The organism is Paraburkholderia gardini, from assembly GCF_907164575.1.
Classification (GTDB): Bacteria; Pseudomonadota; Gammaproteobacteria; order Burkholderiales; family Burkholderiaceae; genus Paraburkholderia; species Paraburkholderia gardini.
In genome coordinates this window covers 60,186-73,110 of sequence record NZ_CAJQYY010000025.1, presented here as the reverse complement: position 1 = coordinate 73,110, position 12,925 = coordinate 60,186, and the positions used below count along the sequence as shown (strand labels likewise).

17 protein-coding genes are annotated in these 12,925 nt (G+C 64.6%); 2 read left to right on the top strand and 15 right to left on the bottom strand.

The window, feature by feature from the left end:
• Window positions 1–10 precede the first annotated feature (10 nt).
• From LPA34_RS20105 to LPA34_RS20050, 12 genes are all read right to left on the bottom strand, one after another.
• Window positions 11–733: a VirB8 family type IV secretion system protein gene (locus LPA34_RS20105; RefSeq protein ID WP_228981447.1), complete on the bottom strand. Its 723-nt coding sequence runs from the start codon at window positions 731–733 to the stop codon at window positions 11–13.
• Window positions 730–900 (bottom strand): hypothetical protein, encoded by a 171-nt coding sequence (locus LPA34_RS20100; protein WP_228981446.1) that lies wholly within the window; start codon window positions 898–900, stop codon window positions 730–732. Before LPA34_RS20100 ends, LPA34_RS20105 begins: the two co-directional genes overlap by 4 nt.
• A gap of 11 nt (window positions 901–911) precedes the next feature.
• A complete protein-coding gene (gene virB5 / locus LPA34_RS20095; protein WP_228981512.1) occupies window positions 912–1,595 on the bottom strand; it encodes a P-type DNA transfer protein VirB5 in 684 nt (227 codons plus the stop codon).
• 37 nt (window positions 1,596–1,632) lie between these two features.
• The gene (locus LPA34_RS20090; protein WP_228981443.1) at window positions 1,633–2,811 is read right to left on the bottom strand and encodes a TrbL/VirB6 family protein; all 1,179 of its coding nucleotides are present in this window, start codon (window positions 2,809–2,811) and stop codon (window positions 1,633–1,635) included.
• On the bottom strand, window positions 2,808–5,276 hold the full coding sequence (locus tag LPA34_RS20085) for a VirB4 family type IV secretion/conjugal transfer ATPase (protein WP_228981441.1): 2,469 nt from the start codon (window positions 5,274–5,276) through the stop codon (window positions 2,808–2,810). The genes LPA34_RS20090 and LPA34_RS20085 overlap by 4 nt, the downstream gene beginning before the upstream one ends.
• Before the next feature lies 1 nt (window position 5,277).
• On the bottom strand, window positions 5,278–5,598 hold the full coding sequence (locus tag LPA34_RS20080) for a VirB3 family type IV secretion system protein (protein WP_228981439.1): 321 nt from the start codon (window positions 5,596–5,598) through the stop codon (window positions 5,278–5,280).
• 23 nt (window positions 5,599–5,621) lie between these two features.
• Window positions 5,622–5,963, bottom strand: a complete 342-nt coding sequence (locus LPA34_RS20075; RefSeq protein WP_228981437.1) for a TrbC/VirB2 family protein — start codon at window positions 5,961–5,963, stop codon at window positions 5,622–5,624.
• A gap of 48 nt (window positions 5,964–6,011) precedes the next feature.
• Entirely contained in the window at window positions 6,012–6,689 is a 678-nt protein-coding gene (locus LPA34_RS20070) for a lytic transglycosylase domain-containing protein (protein ID WP_228981435.1), read from the bottom strand.
• On the bottom strand, window positions 6,689–7,216 hold the full coding sequence (locus tag LPA34_RS20065; protein WP_228981511.1) for a hypothetical protein: 528 nt from the start codon (window positions 7,214–7,216) through the stop codon (window positions 6,689–6,691). The genes LPA34_RS20070 and LPA34_RS20065 overlap by 1 nt, the downstream gene beginning before the upstream one ends.
• Before the next feature lie 31 nt (window positions 7,217–7,247).
• Window positions 7,248–8,126, bottom strand: coding sequence for a ParA family protein (locus LPA34_RS20060; RefSeq protein ID WP_228981433.1), 879 nt, complete (start codon window positions 8,124–8,126; stop codon window positions 7,248–7,250).
• Window positions 8,127–8,597: 471 nt separating this feature from the next.
• Window positions 8,598–8,924: a hypothetical protein gene (locus LPA34_RS20055; protein ID WP_228981431.1), complete on the bottom strand. Its 327-nt coding sequence runs from the start codon at window positions 8,922–8,924 to the stop codon at window positions 8,598–8,600.
• Window positions 8,921–9,163: a helix-turn-helix transcriptional regulator gene (locus LPA34_RS20050; protein WP_228981429.1), complete on the bottom strand. Its 243-nt coding sequence runs from the start codon at window positions 9,161–9,163 to the stop codon at window positions 8,921–8,923. Before LPA34_RS20050 ends, LPA34_RS20055 begins: the two co-directional genes overlap by 4 nt.
• Window positions 9,164–9,177: 14 nt before the next feature.
• Here LPA34_RS20050 and LPA34_RS27000 point away from each other — a divergent pair, with 14 nt between their 5' ends.
• Together LPA34_RS27000 and LPA34_RS20040 are read left to right on the top strand one after the other, a co-directional pair.
• On the top strand, window positions 9,178–9,486 hold the full coding sequence (locus LPA34_RS27000) for a ribbon-helix-helix domain-containing protein (protein WP_324251761.1): 309 nt from the start codon (window positions 9,178–9,180) through the stop codon (window positions 9,484–9,486).
• Complete coding sequence (locus tag LPA34_RS20040) at window positions 9,483–9,677, top strand: type II toxin-antitoxin system RelE/ParE family toxin (RefSeq protein ID WP_324251760.1); 195 nt, start codon at window positions 9,483–9,485, stop codon at window positions 9,675–9,677. Before LPA34_RS27000 ends, LPA34_RS20040 begins: the two co-directional genes overlap by 4 nt.
• 164 nt (window positions 9,678–9,841) lie before the next feature.
• Here the strand turns inward: LPA34_RS20040 and LPA34_RS20035 are convergent, their stop codons facing one another.
• The 3 genes from LPA34_RS20035 to LPA34_RS20025 form a co-directional block, all read right to left on the bottom strand.
• A complete protein-coding gene (locus tag LPA34_RS20035; protein WP_228981427.1) occupies window positions 9,842–10,876 on the bottom strand; it encodes a porin in 1,035 nt (344 codons plus the stop codon).
• Between the two features lie 72 nt (window positions 10,877–10,948).
• Window positions 10,949–11,494, bottom strand: coding sequence for an amino acid synthesis family protein (locus LPA34_RS20030; protein WP_228981425.1), 546 nt, complete (start codon window positions 11,492–11,494; stop codon window positions 10,949–10,951).
• Window positions 11,491–12,909 carry an amidase family protein gene (locus LPA34_RS20025; protein WP_228981423.1) on the bottom strand — a complete coding sequence of 473 codons (1,419 nt, stop codon included), beginning with the start codon at window positions 12,907–12,909 and terminating at the stop codon, window positions 11,491–11,493. Before LPA34_RS20025 ends, LPA34_RS20030 begins: the two co-directional genes overlap by 4 nt.
• Window positions 12,910–12,925 lie beyond the last annotated feature (16 nt).

The window sequence follows — 12,925 nt, the reverse complement described above, 5'->3', positions numbered from 1 at the left end:
CAGCGCGGATTCATCGGGCACCTCCCGCTGCAGATGACGAGGCCGGTGGTGTGGGTGGTGTGGGTGGTGTGTATTCGGGATCACGGCTGTAGGCCGTCACCGTGAAGCCGAACGGGTTTTCAACCGCCGTGCTCTCCCGCGTGAACACCGGCGGTCGGTAGCTGTAGGCGAGCGTCACCACGAACCGCTGTGGCGGTTCGGCGTTGTCCTCGCCATGTTTGCGCATGGTGCACTCGATATGCACCACCGCCCGCCCCGGTTCGTCCGGCGGCAGCGTGATCGACAGGATCCGGATCCGGCGCTCGGTGCCGGCACCGAGTTGCCGGTCAAGTGCATCCGGGCCGCTGTAGATCTGGCGGTAATCCCGTGCGACCGTATCCGCGCTCATGCTGAGCACCCGGTCGTAGTCCATCTGCAGCAGGCCCCAGTCATAGCGCTCGCGCGAACGCACATAGACGTCGACCCAGTGCTTGTCCTGGATCTCGCCCGTATGCACGTGCTTCGCATCGAGCACATCGATCACCTGTGACTCGCCCGTCAGACGGTCGACCTCGATGGGTAGCGGCACCACCCGGTAGAACGGCACCATCACCGCGAGCGCCACTGCGCTGAGTGCGGCGACGCCCACTGCCGCGCAGGCGACGTGCCATGCCCGTCGCTCGGAACGTGCCTGCATATCCGTGAGCGAAGCCTCGATATCCAGCACGTGCCGGTAGTCATGGCGGGCTTTCATGAGCCGCCCCCGTCCATTGATGGCACCGCCGGCGGCACTGGTGGCACACGATTCACCGGCACGCGATGCGAGCCGTCGGGCAACACCGGTTTCGCCGGATTTCCGCTACATGCATCGATAAGGATGGCCAAACATAAAATCAGTGCGGTCATCATCAGATTCTTCATGCCGCGCTCCTTCAGTTGCCGAACGTGGCCGGGACCATCTGGTCCTGCAACCGTGCCGTGTTGCCAGCCCGACTCATCACGAGCTCACCCTGCTGCTCGGCGATCAGCCGGTCCTCGGTATCCGAGAGCATCCTGAAGAGCTGCAGCTTCGTCATCTCGTTACCGACCGCGGTACTCTCCGACTGGATGCGCGCCTGCAGCTCGGCAACGCCTTTGGGATCCTGCGTGACATCGATCTGCTGCATGAGGCTCTGGATCTGGTTCAGCTCCTGCAGCTCGGTCTGATACGCCTGCATGCCGAACGCCTTGTCCTGAAAGGGCTTGTTCAGCGCGCGCTGACAGACCTGCCGGTCGATCCCGCTCTGGTCTTCGCAGTTGTAGATCTCGTCTGCCGAACGCAGCGCCTGCGCGCTGCCCGTGAGACCCGCATACCCGCCGTTCTGGATCGCCGTATAGGCACCCGTCCAGTTTGACGGCAGGGAATTCGCCAGCACCGGATTGCTGAGCAGCGCGCCGAATCCGCGGGACCCGTTCATCGACTGGTAGAGCTGGATCTCTTGCTGGACTTCCTGCTCGAGCCGGGCGACCGTCGAGATGGCCTGCGCGACGTTCTGCGCGTCGAAAACCGGAATGCCCTGTGCATGAACCGGACCCACGAAGGCAGCAGCAAGGACCGCCGCTGCGGCAACGCGCATCAGTCTGTATGGTTTGCTCATGAGGCTTGCCCTCGGTTCAGTCACCCTGGCCACCCAGATGTTCACGGGCCGCACGTTGATACGCCAGCACCTCGCCGCTAACGCCCGGGGAGCCGGTACTGCCCCCGGGATCCCCACCGGAGCCGCCACGGTTGTAGATCGCACCACCCGGGCGCCGCTCGCCATGCCCCCAATGCAGCGCGGACATGAAGCCCCTGATCACCTGACGCGAGGCAAGACCGGCGACGAATGCCCCGAAGCCCGCCAGCGTCGCGCCGCCTGCGAGACCCGAGGCGACCGCCGGCAGTTGCCAGCCCACCATCGCGAGGAACACCCCGGTCACAAACAGACCCAGCGCCGAGGCGAGCGAGGCCACGCCACCGAGATTGCTCTGCATACTGGCAAGGAGGCTGCCCGCATTCGCGCCAGGCGCGGATGCCGTCACATGGAACGTGTTGAGGCCGCTGGAAAAGGCGGTCAGTGCCATGCCCAGAAAGGCGGCGACCAGTACCTGCAGCAACGCATAGTTGACGACCTTCGCCGTCCACGCCTCAAAGAAACGTGCGGTCGGGCCGAACGCGCCGCAGGCAATAAAAGCCGGCCCGAGTCCGAGCACGAGGTCCAGTAGCATCCTCGCCATCGCGACTTCGAACGCGAGAACCATCAGGAAGATGGAACCGCCCAGCGCGGCCACGAGCCCGCACAGGAAGTCACCAACGCCCGCGACGATGCCGCTCACACTGAAACCTTCGTGCGTCGCCTGGTCGAAGTAGGCGTCCATCACAAGATCGATCTGCTGGTCGTAGCAGTCGAGCGTCTGATAGATACCCGCCACACTCTCACCAGTCACGCTGCTGCCGCTGACCGAGCCGCATCCCGGATTGCCACCTCCGGTATTGGCGGCCGCGCGCTGGATCGTCTGCGCAAGTCCCGCCGTGACATCATTGACGACGGTGACCACCTGCGCCTGGTAGATGCCCGTGCCCAGCGCGAAGGCGAGGATGATGGCCAGTTTCAGGCCACGCCATGCAAACGCGGGCACCGACTCATGCGCTTCACCCCGCACCACCGCGAGGCCGTAGGCGAGAACCCAGATCGTGACCGCCGTGGTGACCGCCGGCACGAGCGCACTGGAGAGCGTCGACGAGACATTCGTCACATACGTGCCCATGCCGTTTTCCAGCGTGCCACCGACCGCGGTGAAGAGCCCGCTCATCGCACACCCCCTGCCAGCGGCAACAGCCCAGTGGCCACCTGCGCGTCGGCGGCCCGACGCTTTGCCAACTGCTCGTGAAAGACGGGTAACCAGTCATCCGGGTCGTCACCAACCCCGGCGCGGATGGCGTCGAGCAGCTCGACGTTATCGGTCGTGCCCGACAGCACATCGAGCACGTCGCCAAGACCGGCAAGGTCCAGCCGGCCGATCGCCGAGCGGTGACCCTGCCTGACGAGAAAGAGCCGGCTGTTTTCGCCGAGGTTGCGCACGATGTTGAACTCGGCCTCGCTCAGCTTGAAGCCGCGCACGTAATCGTCGTAATCGGCACGGGGGTTCGGCAGGAAGAAGAACGTCGCCGTCTGCTCGATGAGCGCGCGCGCAATGTCGCTGCGGAGCACGTCTGCCGGTGACTGCGTATCGAAAATGCCCAGTCCGTTCTGCTTGCGGATCGTCTTCTGCCTGTTGTTCGCGAAGTCCGTGAAAACCGGATCCCCGAGCCGCTTCCAGAACTCCGTCATCACATACACGAAACGCCGCCCGTCGATGAGGCTCTCCGTCAGGTGCAACAGGTACATCGTGAGCGGCGTCGATACCTCAGGATTGTCGAGCAGTTCGGTGTCGTCGAACCCGAAGAGACCTCCCCGGGTAAAGTCGAGACGATCGGAAGGATTGTCGAGCAGCCACCCCAACCGGCCGCCGGCGCACCATTTCGCGAGCCGCGCATGCAGGCTGTTCTCCCCGACGTTGGGCAACAGTTGACGCACCACCGACAGGCGCCGCAGCGGCTTCACCATCCGGGCCACCTCACGCACGGCCCGCGAAATATCCAGCTCGTCCTTCGCCGGCAGCAGCGACCCGTTATCGACCAGCTTGCGTACGAGCCGCTCCCAGAAGTCGATCACGAATTCATCCGGTTCGAGCTGGAAGGGATTGAGTCCCGTTGGCTCTCCCCGGCGGAACACGGTATAGATGCCACCCATCGCGCGGATCGCGATCTCGGTGCCACGGTCCTTGTCGTAGAGCACGGCAGTAACGCCGAACTTCATCGCCATCGCGAGCAGCATCAGTTCGAGCACCGTCTTGCCGGCCCCCGCCTGGCCGATAATCTGCGTGTTGGCGAGCGCCTTCTCGTCGAGCGAGACTTTCTTTTCCGGCGTCGCGTGGAAGTTCAGGTAGAGCGGCTGGCCACTTGGGGTCTTGACGATCGTGATCGCTTCGCCCCACGGGTTGCCGTCACGCTTGCCGGTCGCGAAGTTGTGCAGGCTCGCGAGCCCGCAGAAGTTGCGCGAGGTCAGTTTCGCCTCGCGCGGGCGGTAGCGCCAGTTACCCGGCAGCTGCGCGAACCACGCCGCGTCCGCCACCAGATCGACCAGCGCGGCCTGGAAGCCGGCGTCGGCCAGCTGGGTGCGTGCCTTCGCCACGTGCTTCGCTACGTCATGTGACGCCTCGCCAAGCACCGCGAGCGAATAGTGATATTCACCCAGCACGAAGTCGCCATTGATCAGGTCGTTGAGCGCCTGGTCCATCGCAGTAACCTGCGACACGGCCACGTCCTCGCCCGCCATGAGCTGGTTGCGCTGCCGCTCGAGCGCCTCCTTCGCGGTGGGCCGGTCGAGTATCGTGAAGCTCTGTGTCTCGATGTATTCGAAGTCCCCATACAGCATTCCGTTGAGCATGCCGGGCTCGGTTTCCTCCGGGTAATCCTTCAGGTCCAGCAACGCGGCATAACGGGTCGCCGCCGGCATGCGGATTTCGACCTTCTCGGTGCGAAAGAAGAGCCGCGAGGTCGGCAACGCCTCGCGGATCATGCCGCAAGGTACCGGCACCGGTTCCCACACGGCATTGACCAGGTAGCCAAGGAATTCCAGCGCCGCGGAAAAGCGGCGCGCTCGCCCGGTGTACTGCATCTGCTTCGTATAGATCCCGAGTGCCACCGGATCGTATGGCTTCAGGCCCGATTCAACCTGTGCGGCAACTTCCGCCATGACCTTGAGCGCCTCGTGCTGGTCGCGCTGGATGTCGTCCAGCGTGCGCCGGGCGGCCTGGCTGAACAGCCGCCCGAGTCGTGTCCGGCTCGGCCGGTAGACGACACTCAGGTACAGCTCATTGGCCATCATCCGGTACCCGGCAAAGCTCGCGTAATAGCGTGTCGCGAGTTCCTCGCAGAACCGGTTGGCATACGGCGTCGCAAAGTGATCCGTAACACGCCGGCGCAGCCGGTGCGCCCACAGGCCCACGTGTCCGCCGGGCAGCCCGCGCACCAGCTGGTTGAATCCCTCATGGCGCACGAGAATGTCGGCAGGGTCGGCCGTCTCGAACGCAATACCGGCGATCTTCCAGACACGCAGGTAGTCGCCCTCACACGTGCGGATGACGTGATCGCTCACATGTGTCGAATACGGAATGAAATCGGCGAGCACGACTTCCCGGTTCGCCACGGCCACGAGCTTCGGATCGGCGGCCATCTCACGCCCTCCTCTTCAGGCGCACCGGCACATAGGCATGGGCACCCCAGAACCGGCGATTGCGCTGCCGCACGCTCATGCGCAGGCGCTGGGCCAGTTGCGCGAGCCGCTGGTCGTCGTTGCGCGTGATCACCCGCATCGCGACGAATACGGGAATCATCAGGAAGAGAATGCCCACCCCAACCGGGGGACTCGCCAGCAGCGCCCAGATGGCCGGGATCAGCATGCCACCTCCGATCATCAGGGCAGCCACAAGCGGCACGCCCCAGAGCATCGCCGGACGCGTGCAGCCCTTGAATACGGGATCCCTGAACGGGTTCATGGTTCGGCTCCGTCTCGCAGGGATCAGGCAGTCGGGATCAGCATCGCGGCGATCACCGTCGCGCAGCCGACGAAGAGGCCACCGATGAAGACGTTAGCGATGTCACCGAACCGGGCGTGCTGGAACATCATCTTGAATCCGGTCCAGATGATCGAAATCGAGCACACCACGCCACCCACCCCGAGCAGCGTGGTCTGGATCGTGGTCAGCAGCGTGTTGACCTGGGAGAGCTGTGCGTAGGCCGGTGAGACCAGCCCCGCGGCCAGAACGGCGCCTGCGAGGAGCTTTCCTGTCCAACTACCGGATCCCCGGATCCCGTGGATCGTTTTTCTGGATCTATCTTCAATAAGGATGACTAAATTCATGACAAACTCCTGTGTGCCGACAACCCAACGCTGGTCTTCACCTCTGCTTCAGAACACTACCGCGCTGCGGTCGGTCGGTCCACCCTGCGGGTGCGCCGACCCACGGGCCGACGGTGTCTGCGTCCCCGGAACACCAGCGACCTCCGGTTGCGCCGTGCGCGGGTGTTGCGCCCGCTCCGGAAACCCGGTTCGGCCCAGCGGCACAACCGGGACCGGGCTCACGAGCGGGTCAATCGCCGGTACGGTCGGGACCGGAAACCCGGACCCGCTATCAACCACGTTGTGGACCACGCGCTGCACATATCCCGTCCTGTATCCCGTCGCGAAGTCGCCACTCGCATAACAGGACAGGCCCGCCCGCAGGGCACCCTGAACTTCGGGGCGCGACTTGCGCGCCTGCGCGTAACAGTCCTGCAGGATTGCCGCACCGGCGGCCAGGTTGAGGCAGGGATCAAATGCGTTCTGCACGCTCATTCCATACCGCGACCAGTTCGCCCGGTTCACCTGTGCAAGTCCCACGCTGTAATCCCACCCGCCTGCGTCGAGCGCCCGCACTGTGGCCTTCGCTTCCTCGAGGCTGGCTGGCTGACGCAGCAACCGGCCGTGCACGACGCCGATGGCGTAGGGGTTGAACGACGACTCGGTCCGCACAATCGCCACCATCGTTGCCGGCGAAACCCGCGGGGCACACTGCTGTGCGAGCATCATGAGGTCGAGCGCCATCATTAACCGTTGCCTCCCTTATCGCCCCCACCGCCCTCTTCGCGCTCCATACGCTCGGGAAGCAGGCGCGCCGACTGCGTCGCGTCGTAGGGTGCCCCGATACTTCCGGCACCGTGGAACTCGGGGACCGTCCGGTCCTTGCCATCCGCGTCCCACCCAACCCGCGTATGGAGCTCGCCGTCGATATGGACGTTGATGGCTCCACGCGCATCACAGAGCAGCTCGCTCTCTTCGGGACCGCCCCAGTAAAGAAGATCCTCACGACAATAAGCTGCACGGGCGAAGGTCTCCGACGCGGATGTGCCCTGCGAGCCACCTCGCCCGAAGTCGCACGTCGGGAACGGATCACCGTGCCGCAACGCACGCCACAGCTTTTCGATCGGCGGCACACATTCGGCGTACTGCTGCGACCCACCAGGATTGGACAGGCACAGGATCACCTGGCAGCCCCAGTCGTCTGCATGGGCGAAGCCGGGTGCGACCAACGAGATCCCGATGAAGCAGGCAAGTCCCAGCCACAGGCAGTGCATGAGGCGCGACACCCATGAACGGATCGACACGCTACACACGGACCACCTCCACTGGAACCGGATTCACACCAGGTTCGCCCTCTGTTCCCGCGCCCGGCCCTCGCGCTGCGACGCAGTCCAGCCGGAGCGCGATCGCATCGAAGCAGTGGCGCATCGCGCGCCACGCGGGGCGTGCTGCCGCGTCCCTCCAGGCGATGTTGAGCACCGACACCCCGGCGGCCTGTGCCTGCGCAATCGCATCCAGGTGGGGCATCTGAAGAAAGCCATCGGGGTCTCGGGGATCCGGTATCAGCCACGCACCCATCTGCGCCTGAAGCACGCGTGCCTGCGCCCGCTGGAGCGGTGTATCTTCCACCATGTTCGGCAACAGTCCGAAAAAACGCAGCGCGGGGTTGAGCCTCGCGCGAACATTGCGTACGCCGTGCGGACCGTTGATCAGATCGTCTGTGCTGTCTAAAGCCTCCCTTGACAGCACGATCGGACTCAACATCGCATCCGCGTTTGCCTCGGCACACACGGCACGCTGGTCGGGCAGCGGCGGACAGTCGATCAGGCAGACGTCCACGAAAGGCGTCACCACGCGCAGCAGGTGTCGCATGTTCGCGTAGTAGCGCGCGCGGCCCTCGCCCACCTCCGACGGGAGTCCGTGGGCCGCGCACCCCGGCAGTACCTGGATGCGAGGTGTGCGCGCCCTGCCTGTCTGCGTGTGTGGCTTCGCGGGCACACGCTCGCCGCAAGGTATCACCGCCCGTGCGGTGCGTGTAAGCGACGCGGTGCTGCAGGCAGGCTCGGCCAGATCGAGCACCAGTACCCTGGCGCCACATACCCGGCGCAGATAATGCGCGAGCTGGCACACCAGTGCGCTCCTGCCAGTACCACCTTTTTCTGCTGCAATCAGAAGTGTCTTCATGGTCCGTCATTCCCATCGGCAAGCCGGCCGAAACACCAGAAGGTCACAGGCGACGAAAAAAGAACCCGCGATGCCAGCAAGGCTGACTGCGGGCTCAACGGGGGATCGTTCCATCCGGGCCAGAAAACAGAAAAGCCTGCGGATGCAGGCTTGGGAATGGCTTGCGGCACACCACGTGAACGTCATCGCAGTGACTTCGGTACTTCGGGGCCGCTAACGCGTACTCGGTCGTGCTTCGCACGTTGACCGGATCAGGTTGTTGGCTTCAATCTAGGTCAGCACAAGGCGCAATGCAAGCGGCCGGAGACGCCCCCACGCTTGTTCATTTACCGACGTGTTCCCGCCAACTCCCTCGTGTTCCCAAAAAATTTCGTGCGCGGGAGCCTCAACACCGACGTTAGCACCGGCCGACGACACCCATCACTGAAACGCCGGCCGGACAATCACGGTTCGCAAGGAGGCTCGCGCGCATCATTGGTCTCCTGCTGGCGGCAGCCCGCTGGTGTTAATTTCCTGGTTACCGCCAGCAAGTGCCTGCGCCAGTGCCGAGCGTGCCGCCGCGAGTTCCAGGTCGAAGCGTTGCGCCGGCCCGCGCGGTATGCGCAGTCGCCGGCAGACAACCTCGCGCCGCGCATGCCAGAGATAGACCATCCTCAGCATTTCCCGGTGCCGTGGATGCAGCGTCAGCCAGGCGTTCGTCACGCGTGCCGCATCGACCGGATCGTAGACGCCACGCGATGCGTTTCCCCAGTTCTCGAGGCGATGGGCGAATGGCGCCGCAGCAAGGTCGCGGCTCATGAGCTCGACGCCGCATTGTCCTGGCGCTCCGGCGACGGCGCCCGGTAGCGCGCGGGATTCGCGAGAAACTGCTCGATGTCGGCAGCCCGCCACCCGACCATCCGGCCGCCCAGCGGTATCGCCGGCGGAAACGTGCCGTCCTGCATGCGCCGGTAGATAGTCGACCGTGACAGCCCCGTCCTCGCCTCGACCTGCCGGCGACGCAGGATCACGATCGGTTCGTTTTGTTTGCTGGACATGGCTTGCCCCCAGAATGACGCCGGCTCGAGACGGCCGGAACACAAGGGCATTCAAGCAGCGGTTGCGCCCGTCAGCCAAACCCGTCTTATCGACGGGATCTCCCGACGGGCCGGCTGGTCGGGCTTCGCGGAAGGCGCACCGCAGCGAGGTGCTTCGCGAAGGCGTGCGGCTCATCCAGGACCGTGAAACGCAGCTCGCCGCGCTCGACGCCTCGATCTTCCGCAGTGTTGAAGACGCAGACAACGGCCGGACGAAGCCGGCCGGAGACGTTTTCGACAGACTGGAAGCGAAATACCAGTCGCTCGCGAAGCGGTCGAAGTGATCATCGTCCTGACGAGAGAAGCTGAACATGACCTTGAGCAGATCGGCGACTACATCGCGCTGGACAATCCGCACCGCGCGCTGAGCTTCGTGCGCGAGCGCTGCGTGGGCCTTGCGAAACTCCCATTCGCGTTTCCGCTCATACTCCGGCATGAACACCTGGGGGGTGCGACATCGGGTGGATGGCAATGACCAGATTTTCTACCGCGTCGTCGAGACAGAGCGGCGCATCGACGTGCTTCACGTAATCCACAGCACCCGCCACTTCGCCGCGATCCTGTTCCCGTAACGACCCATAGCTTCATCACACTTCCGGTTGCCCTCACTACATCGCGAGATGGTCAAGGCCGCCTGCGCTAGAACTTCATCCTGATACCGGCACCGACGCTGTTGCCTGACGACACGCTCGTTATCGTATCGTAACGCCATGCCGCATACACGTCCGTGCGCTTCGAGAGCGGATAGTCGTAGCCGAGCGCCACCGTCGACCAGCGGATGTCACTGCCCTCTGCCGGGCGCCGGTGCGTGCCGGCCCATGACACCAGCACGCTGCCGGTCCCGACCTGCGCACTCGCACCCACCTGTGCGGTATCGTCAGTCACCTCGTTATTGTTATCCACCCGTTCGTACTGGAAATAGAGCTTGACCGCGTCAAGCCGGTACGCGCCACCGACGAGCCATGCGGTCTGCTCCGCCGCGCCATTCAGAAACAGCGACGCCGTGTGCAGGCTCTGGACTGCGGCCGTAGCTGAGAAGGGTCCGGCAAAAAACAGCGCGTTCGCACTGTAGTTGGCCTGTCCCGCATGTCCCGCGATGCCTGCGTTACTGTAGAGCAGACTTCCCGAGAGGCCGCCGACCTCCGGTGTCTGGTACACGATCGAGTCGTCGATTGCCGTGTCGCTTTGGACCGAGGCGGCGCCCATCGCGGAGCCCAGGAAAGTGTGGACCACCATGGGCGAGAACACGAACGAATTGCCAAACGGATTGAACAGCAACGTGGACACGAACAGCAGCGAATCATTGCGCCCGAGCGTCAGTTGACCAAAATGCCCGCTGAGACCGACGAATGCCCTGCGCCCGAAGAACGACTGCCCGTCGAAGGAACCCGTCTGGCCACCATTGATGCGGTAAAAGCTTTCAAGCGTGAAGACCGCCTTCAGGCCATCGCCCAGATCCTCCGCGCCCGACATGCCCCAGTATGACGTCGTCATCCCGCCCGAGCCGACCTCCCATGCCTTGCCCGTTGCACCCGGCGTGCGTACCATCCCCGCGAATGCATCGGCGAGCCCGTAGAGAGAAACAGACGACTGCGCGTGCACGGCCCCAGTCAATGCGCACAGCGCGAGCGCTGTAACACCTTTCAGCCATTTTCCCCGAAAATCCGTATGCATGCGTTCTCCTCCGTTCGTTTAAATGTTGTGTCCCGCGGTTTCACCTTTCACCAGATCGGCCCCAACGTGGTCTCAGCCGGGCCTGACGCGTGCGAGCGGCCTGCCGCGCTCCGCCAGCGCGACGGCCACCAGCACCTCGTCCGGGCCGGGCGAATCCGGGACCGACAGGGAAACCGTGTCGAGATGGTCGAAACTCCACATGTCGGCGATCCCGTGCAGGGGAATGTCCAGACAGGCACCGGCCGCGCCACGTTTCGTCACCGACGGCATGATCGTGCTCGCACCGGGCAGGCATTCACGCACCGCCTTGCCCAGGCGCGGATGAAGCAGCGCCGCGCCACACTCCAGCGGCACGCCGGTGCCCACCAGCGCCCCCTTTCCGTAGCCCTGCACGTCGGTTGACGCACAACCCAGGACCTGCAGTGCGCGCCCGGTGAGCAGGGCTCCGAGCTCGGCCCCGGTCGCGTAAAGCGCGTCAAGTCCGCAGTCGGTGCCCGCGTCCGCAACGTTCAGTACGGCAGCCGCGACGACCTGACGATGCGGCGGCACGACCCGCACCCCCAGTTCTGCGTATCGCTCGACAAGGTGGACAATCACCCTCGTGACCTGTGTGCTCATGGCTGCGCCTCCATCCCGCCGGCCGGGCACTCCAGCGCTGCCCCCGGTGCCGGGAAAGCGCCCCTCGCCCGTTCATACGCGCGCGCTGCCCGCAGAACCAGGGCGTCGCTTCCCCGCCGGCCGATGATCTGCACGCCAGTTGGCAGCCCCTCGGCGAAACCACAGGGCACACTCACCGCCGGCAGCCCGGTCTGGTTGCACCACGCAGTCAGCGCGGGCGCCGTGCGCAGACCGGCAGGCAGGCCCGGTACCGGCGGCGGCCCGCAGTGAAACGTCGGCGTGAGCAGCAGGTCATGGCACTGAAAAAATGTCTCCATCGCCGTTGTGAGTGCATGACGTGCAAGCAGTGCGTCGGCGAACGTGGCGGTATCCACCTGTTCGCCGGCGTCGGCAAGCGCCTTGAGGTCGGGGTCGAGCAGTCTCCGGTACGCCGCCTCCATATGACGGACGCGCTGCGCGAAAAACACTGACCACTGGATCGAATGCATGCGACCATCGCCGTAATGCTCCGCAAGTGACCTCACATCGCTTTCGACAACCCGTGCACCAAGCGCCTCCAGGAGGCTGACCGCCTGCCTGACGCACGCTTCGATGGCCGGCTCGATGCGCACGCCGGCCGGTGCCGCGCAGTACCCGATGCGAAGGCCGGCGATACCATCATCAAGCCCCGCGCAATAATCCGGACTGCCGGCAATGCCTGAATGCCGGTCGATGCCCTCATGCGTCATCACACTGAGCATGAGCGCGGCATCGTGCACGTTGCGCGCGATCGGCCCGAGCGTGGACAGGGCCGTCCAGGATGACGCGGCGCCGGCCGGCACCAGCCCGAAGGAGGGTTTGAAGCCGACCACACCGCTCCAGCACGCGGGAATACGGATCGAGCCTCCACCGTCCGTCGCAAGCGAGAGCGGACCCATCCCGAGCGCGACCGACACCGCGGACCCGCCACTGCTACCGCCCGGCGAGAGCCGCGTATCCCATGGATTGCGGGTGACACCCGTTAGCGGACAGTCGGTGACGATCTTGTTACCGAACTCGGAGGTCGTCGTCTTGCCAAACAGGATCGCGCCCGAGTGGCGCAGCCGCGCAACCGCCAGCGCATCCGCATTCTCGCGTTGCGGTGACGACGTCCAGGAACCGTGCCGTGTCGGCAAACCCGCAACCGCGACAAGGTCCTTGACGGAGACCGGCACACCGTCGAGCAAACCGCACGGCGCTCCGTGCATCCACCGGCGCTCAGACTCGTTCGCGGCTGATAACGCGCCCTCCTCATCGAGGCCACACAGCCCGTTGACGAGCGGATTGAGCTTCGTAAGTCGATCCAGTACTGCGCACAGGACCTCGACCGGGGACAGCTTGCGCTGCCGGAAACTGGCTATGAGTTGACTCGCATCCAGCATGACCACGTCATTCACTATGTAGTCCTAATCG

Bases quoted from the DNA above. Each gene is read 5' to 3' on its own strand.
- LPA34_RS20055 (WP_228981431.1), bottom strand. From the start codon at position 8,924: ATGAGCCGCGACCTTGCTGCGGCGCCATTCGCCCATCGCCTCGAGAAC.
- LPA34_RS20085 (WP_228981441.1), bottom strand. From the start codon at position 5,276: ATGGCCGCCGATCCGAAGCTCGTGGCCGTGGCGAACCGGGAAGTCGTG.
- LPA34_RS20065 (WP_228981511.1), bottom strand. From the start codon at position 7,216: ATGCACTGCCTGTGGCTGGGACTTGCCTGCTTCATCGGGATCTCGTTG.
- LPA34_RS20105 (WP_228981447.1), bottom strand. From the start codon at position 733: ATGAAAGCCCGCCATGACTACCGGCACGTGCTGGATATCGAGGCTTCG.
- LPA34_RS20030 (WP_228981425.1), bottom strand. From the start codon at position 11,494: ATGAGCACACAGGTCACGAGGGTGATTGTCCACCTTGTCGAGCGATAC.
- LPA34_RS20060 (WP_228981433.1), bottom strand. From the start codon at position 8,126: ATGAAGACACTTCTGATTGCAGCAGAAAAAGGTGGTACTGGCAGGAGC.
- LPA34_RS20070 (WP_228981435.1), bottom strand. From the start codon at position 6,689: ATGATGGCGCTCGACCTCATGATGCTCGCACAGCAGTGTGCCCCGCGG.
- LPA34_RS20100 (WP_228981446.1), bottom strand. From the start codon at position 900: ATGAAGAATCTGATGATGACCGCACTGATTTTATGTTTGGCCATCCTT.
- LPA34_RS20035 (WP_228981427.1), bottom strand. From the start codon at position 10,876: ATGCATACGGATTTTCGGGGAAAATGGCTGAAAGGTGTTACAGCGCTC.
- LPA34_RS20050 (WP_228981429.1), bottom strand. From the start codon at position 9,163: ATGTCCAGCAAACAAAACGAACCGATCGTGATCCTGCGTCGCCGGCAG.
- LPA34_RS20075 (WP_228981437.1), bottom strand. From the start codon at position 5,963: ATGAATTTAGTCATCCTTATTGAAGATAGATCCAGAAAAACGATCCAC.
- LPA34_RS20090 (WP_228981443.1), bottom strand. From the start codon at position 2,811: ATGAGCGGGCTCTTCACCGCGGTCGGTGGCACGCTGGAAAACGGCATG.
- LPA34_RS20080 (WP_228981439.1), bottom strand. From the start codon at position 5,598: ATGAACCCGTTCAGGGATCCCGTATTCAAGGGCTGCACGCGTCCGGCG.
- virB5 (WP_228981512.1), bottom strand. From the start codon at position 1,595: ATGCGCGTTGCCGCAGCGGCGGTCCTTGCTGCTGCCTTCGTGGGTCCG.
- LPA34_RS27000 (WP_324251761.1), top strand. From the start codon at position 9,178: ATGACGCCGGCTCGAGACGGCCGGAACACAAGGGCATTCAAGCAGCGG.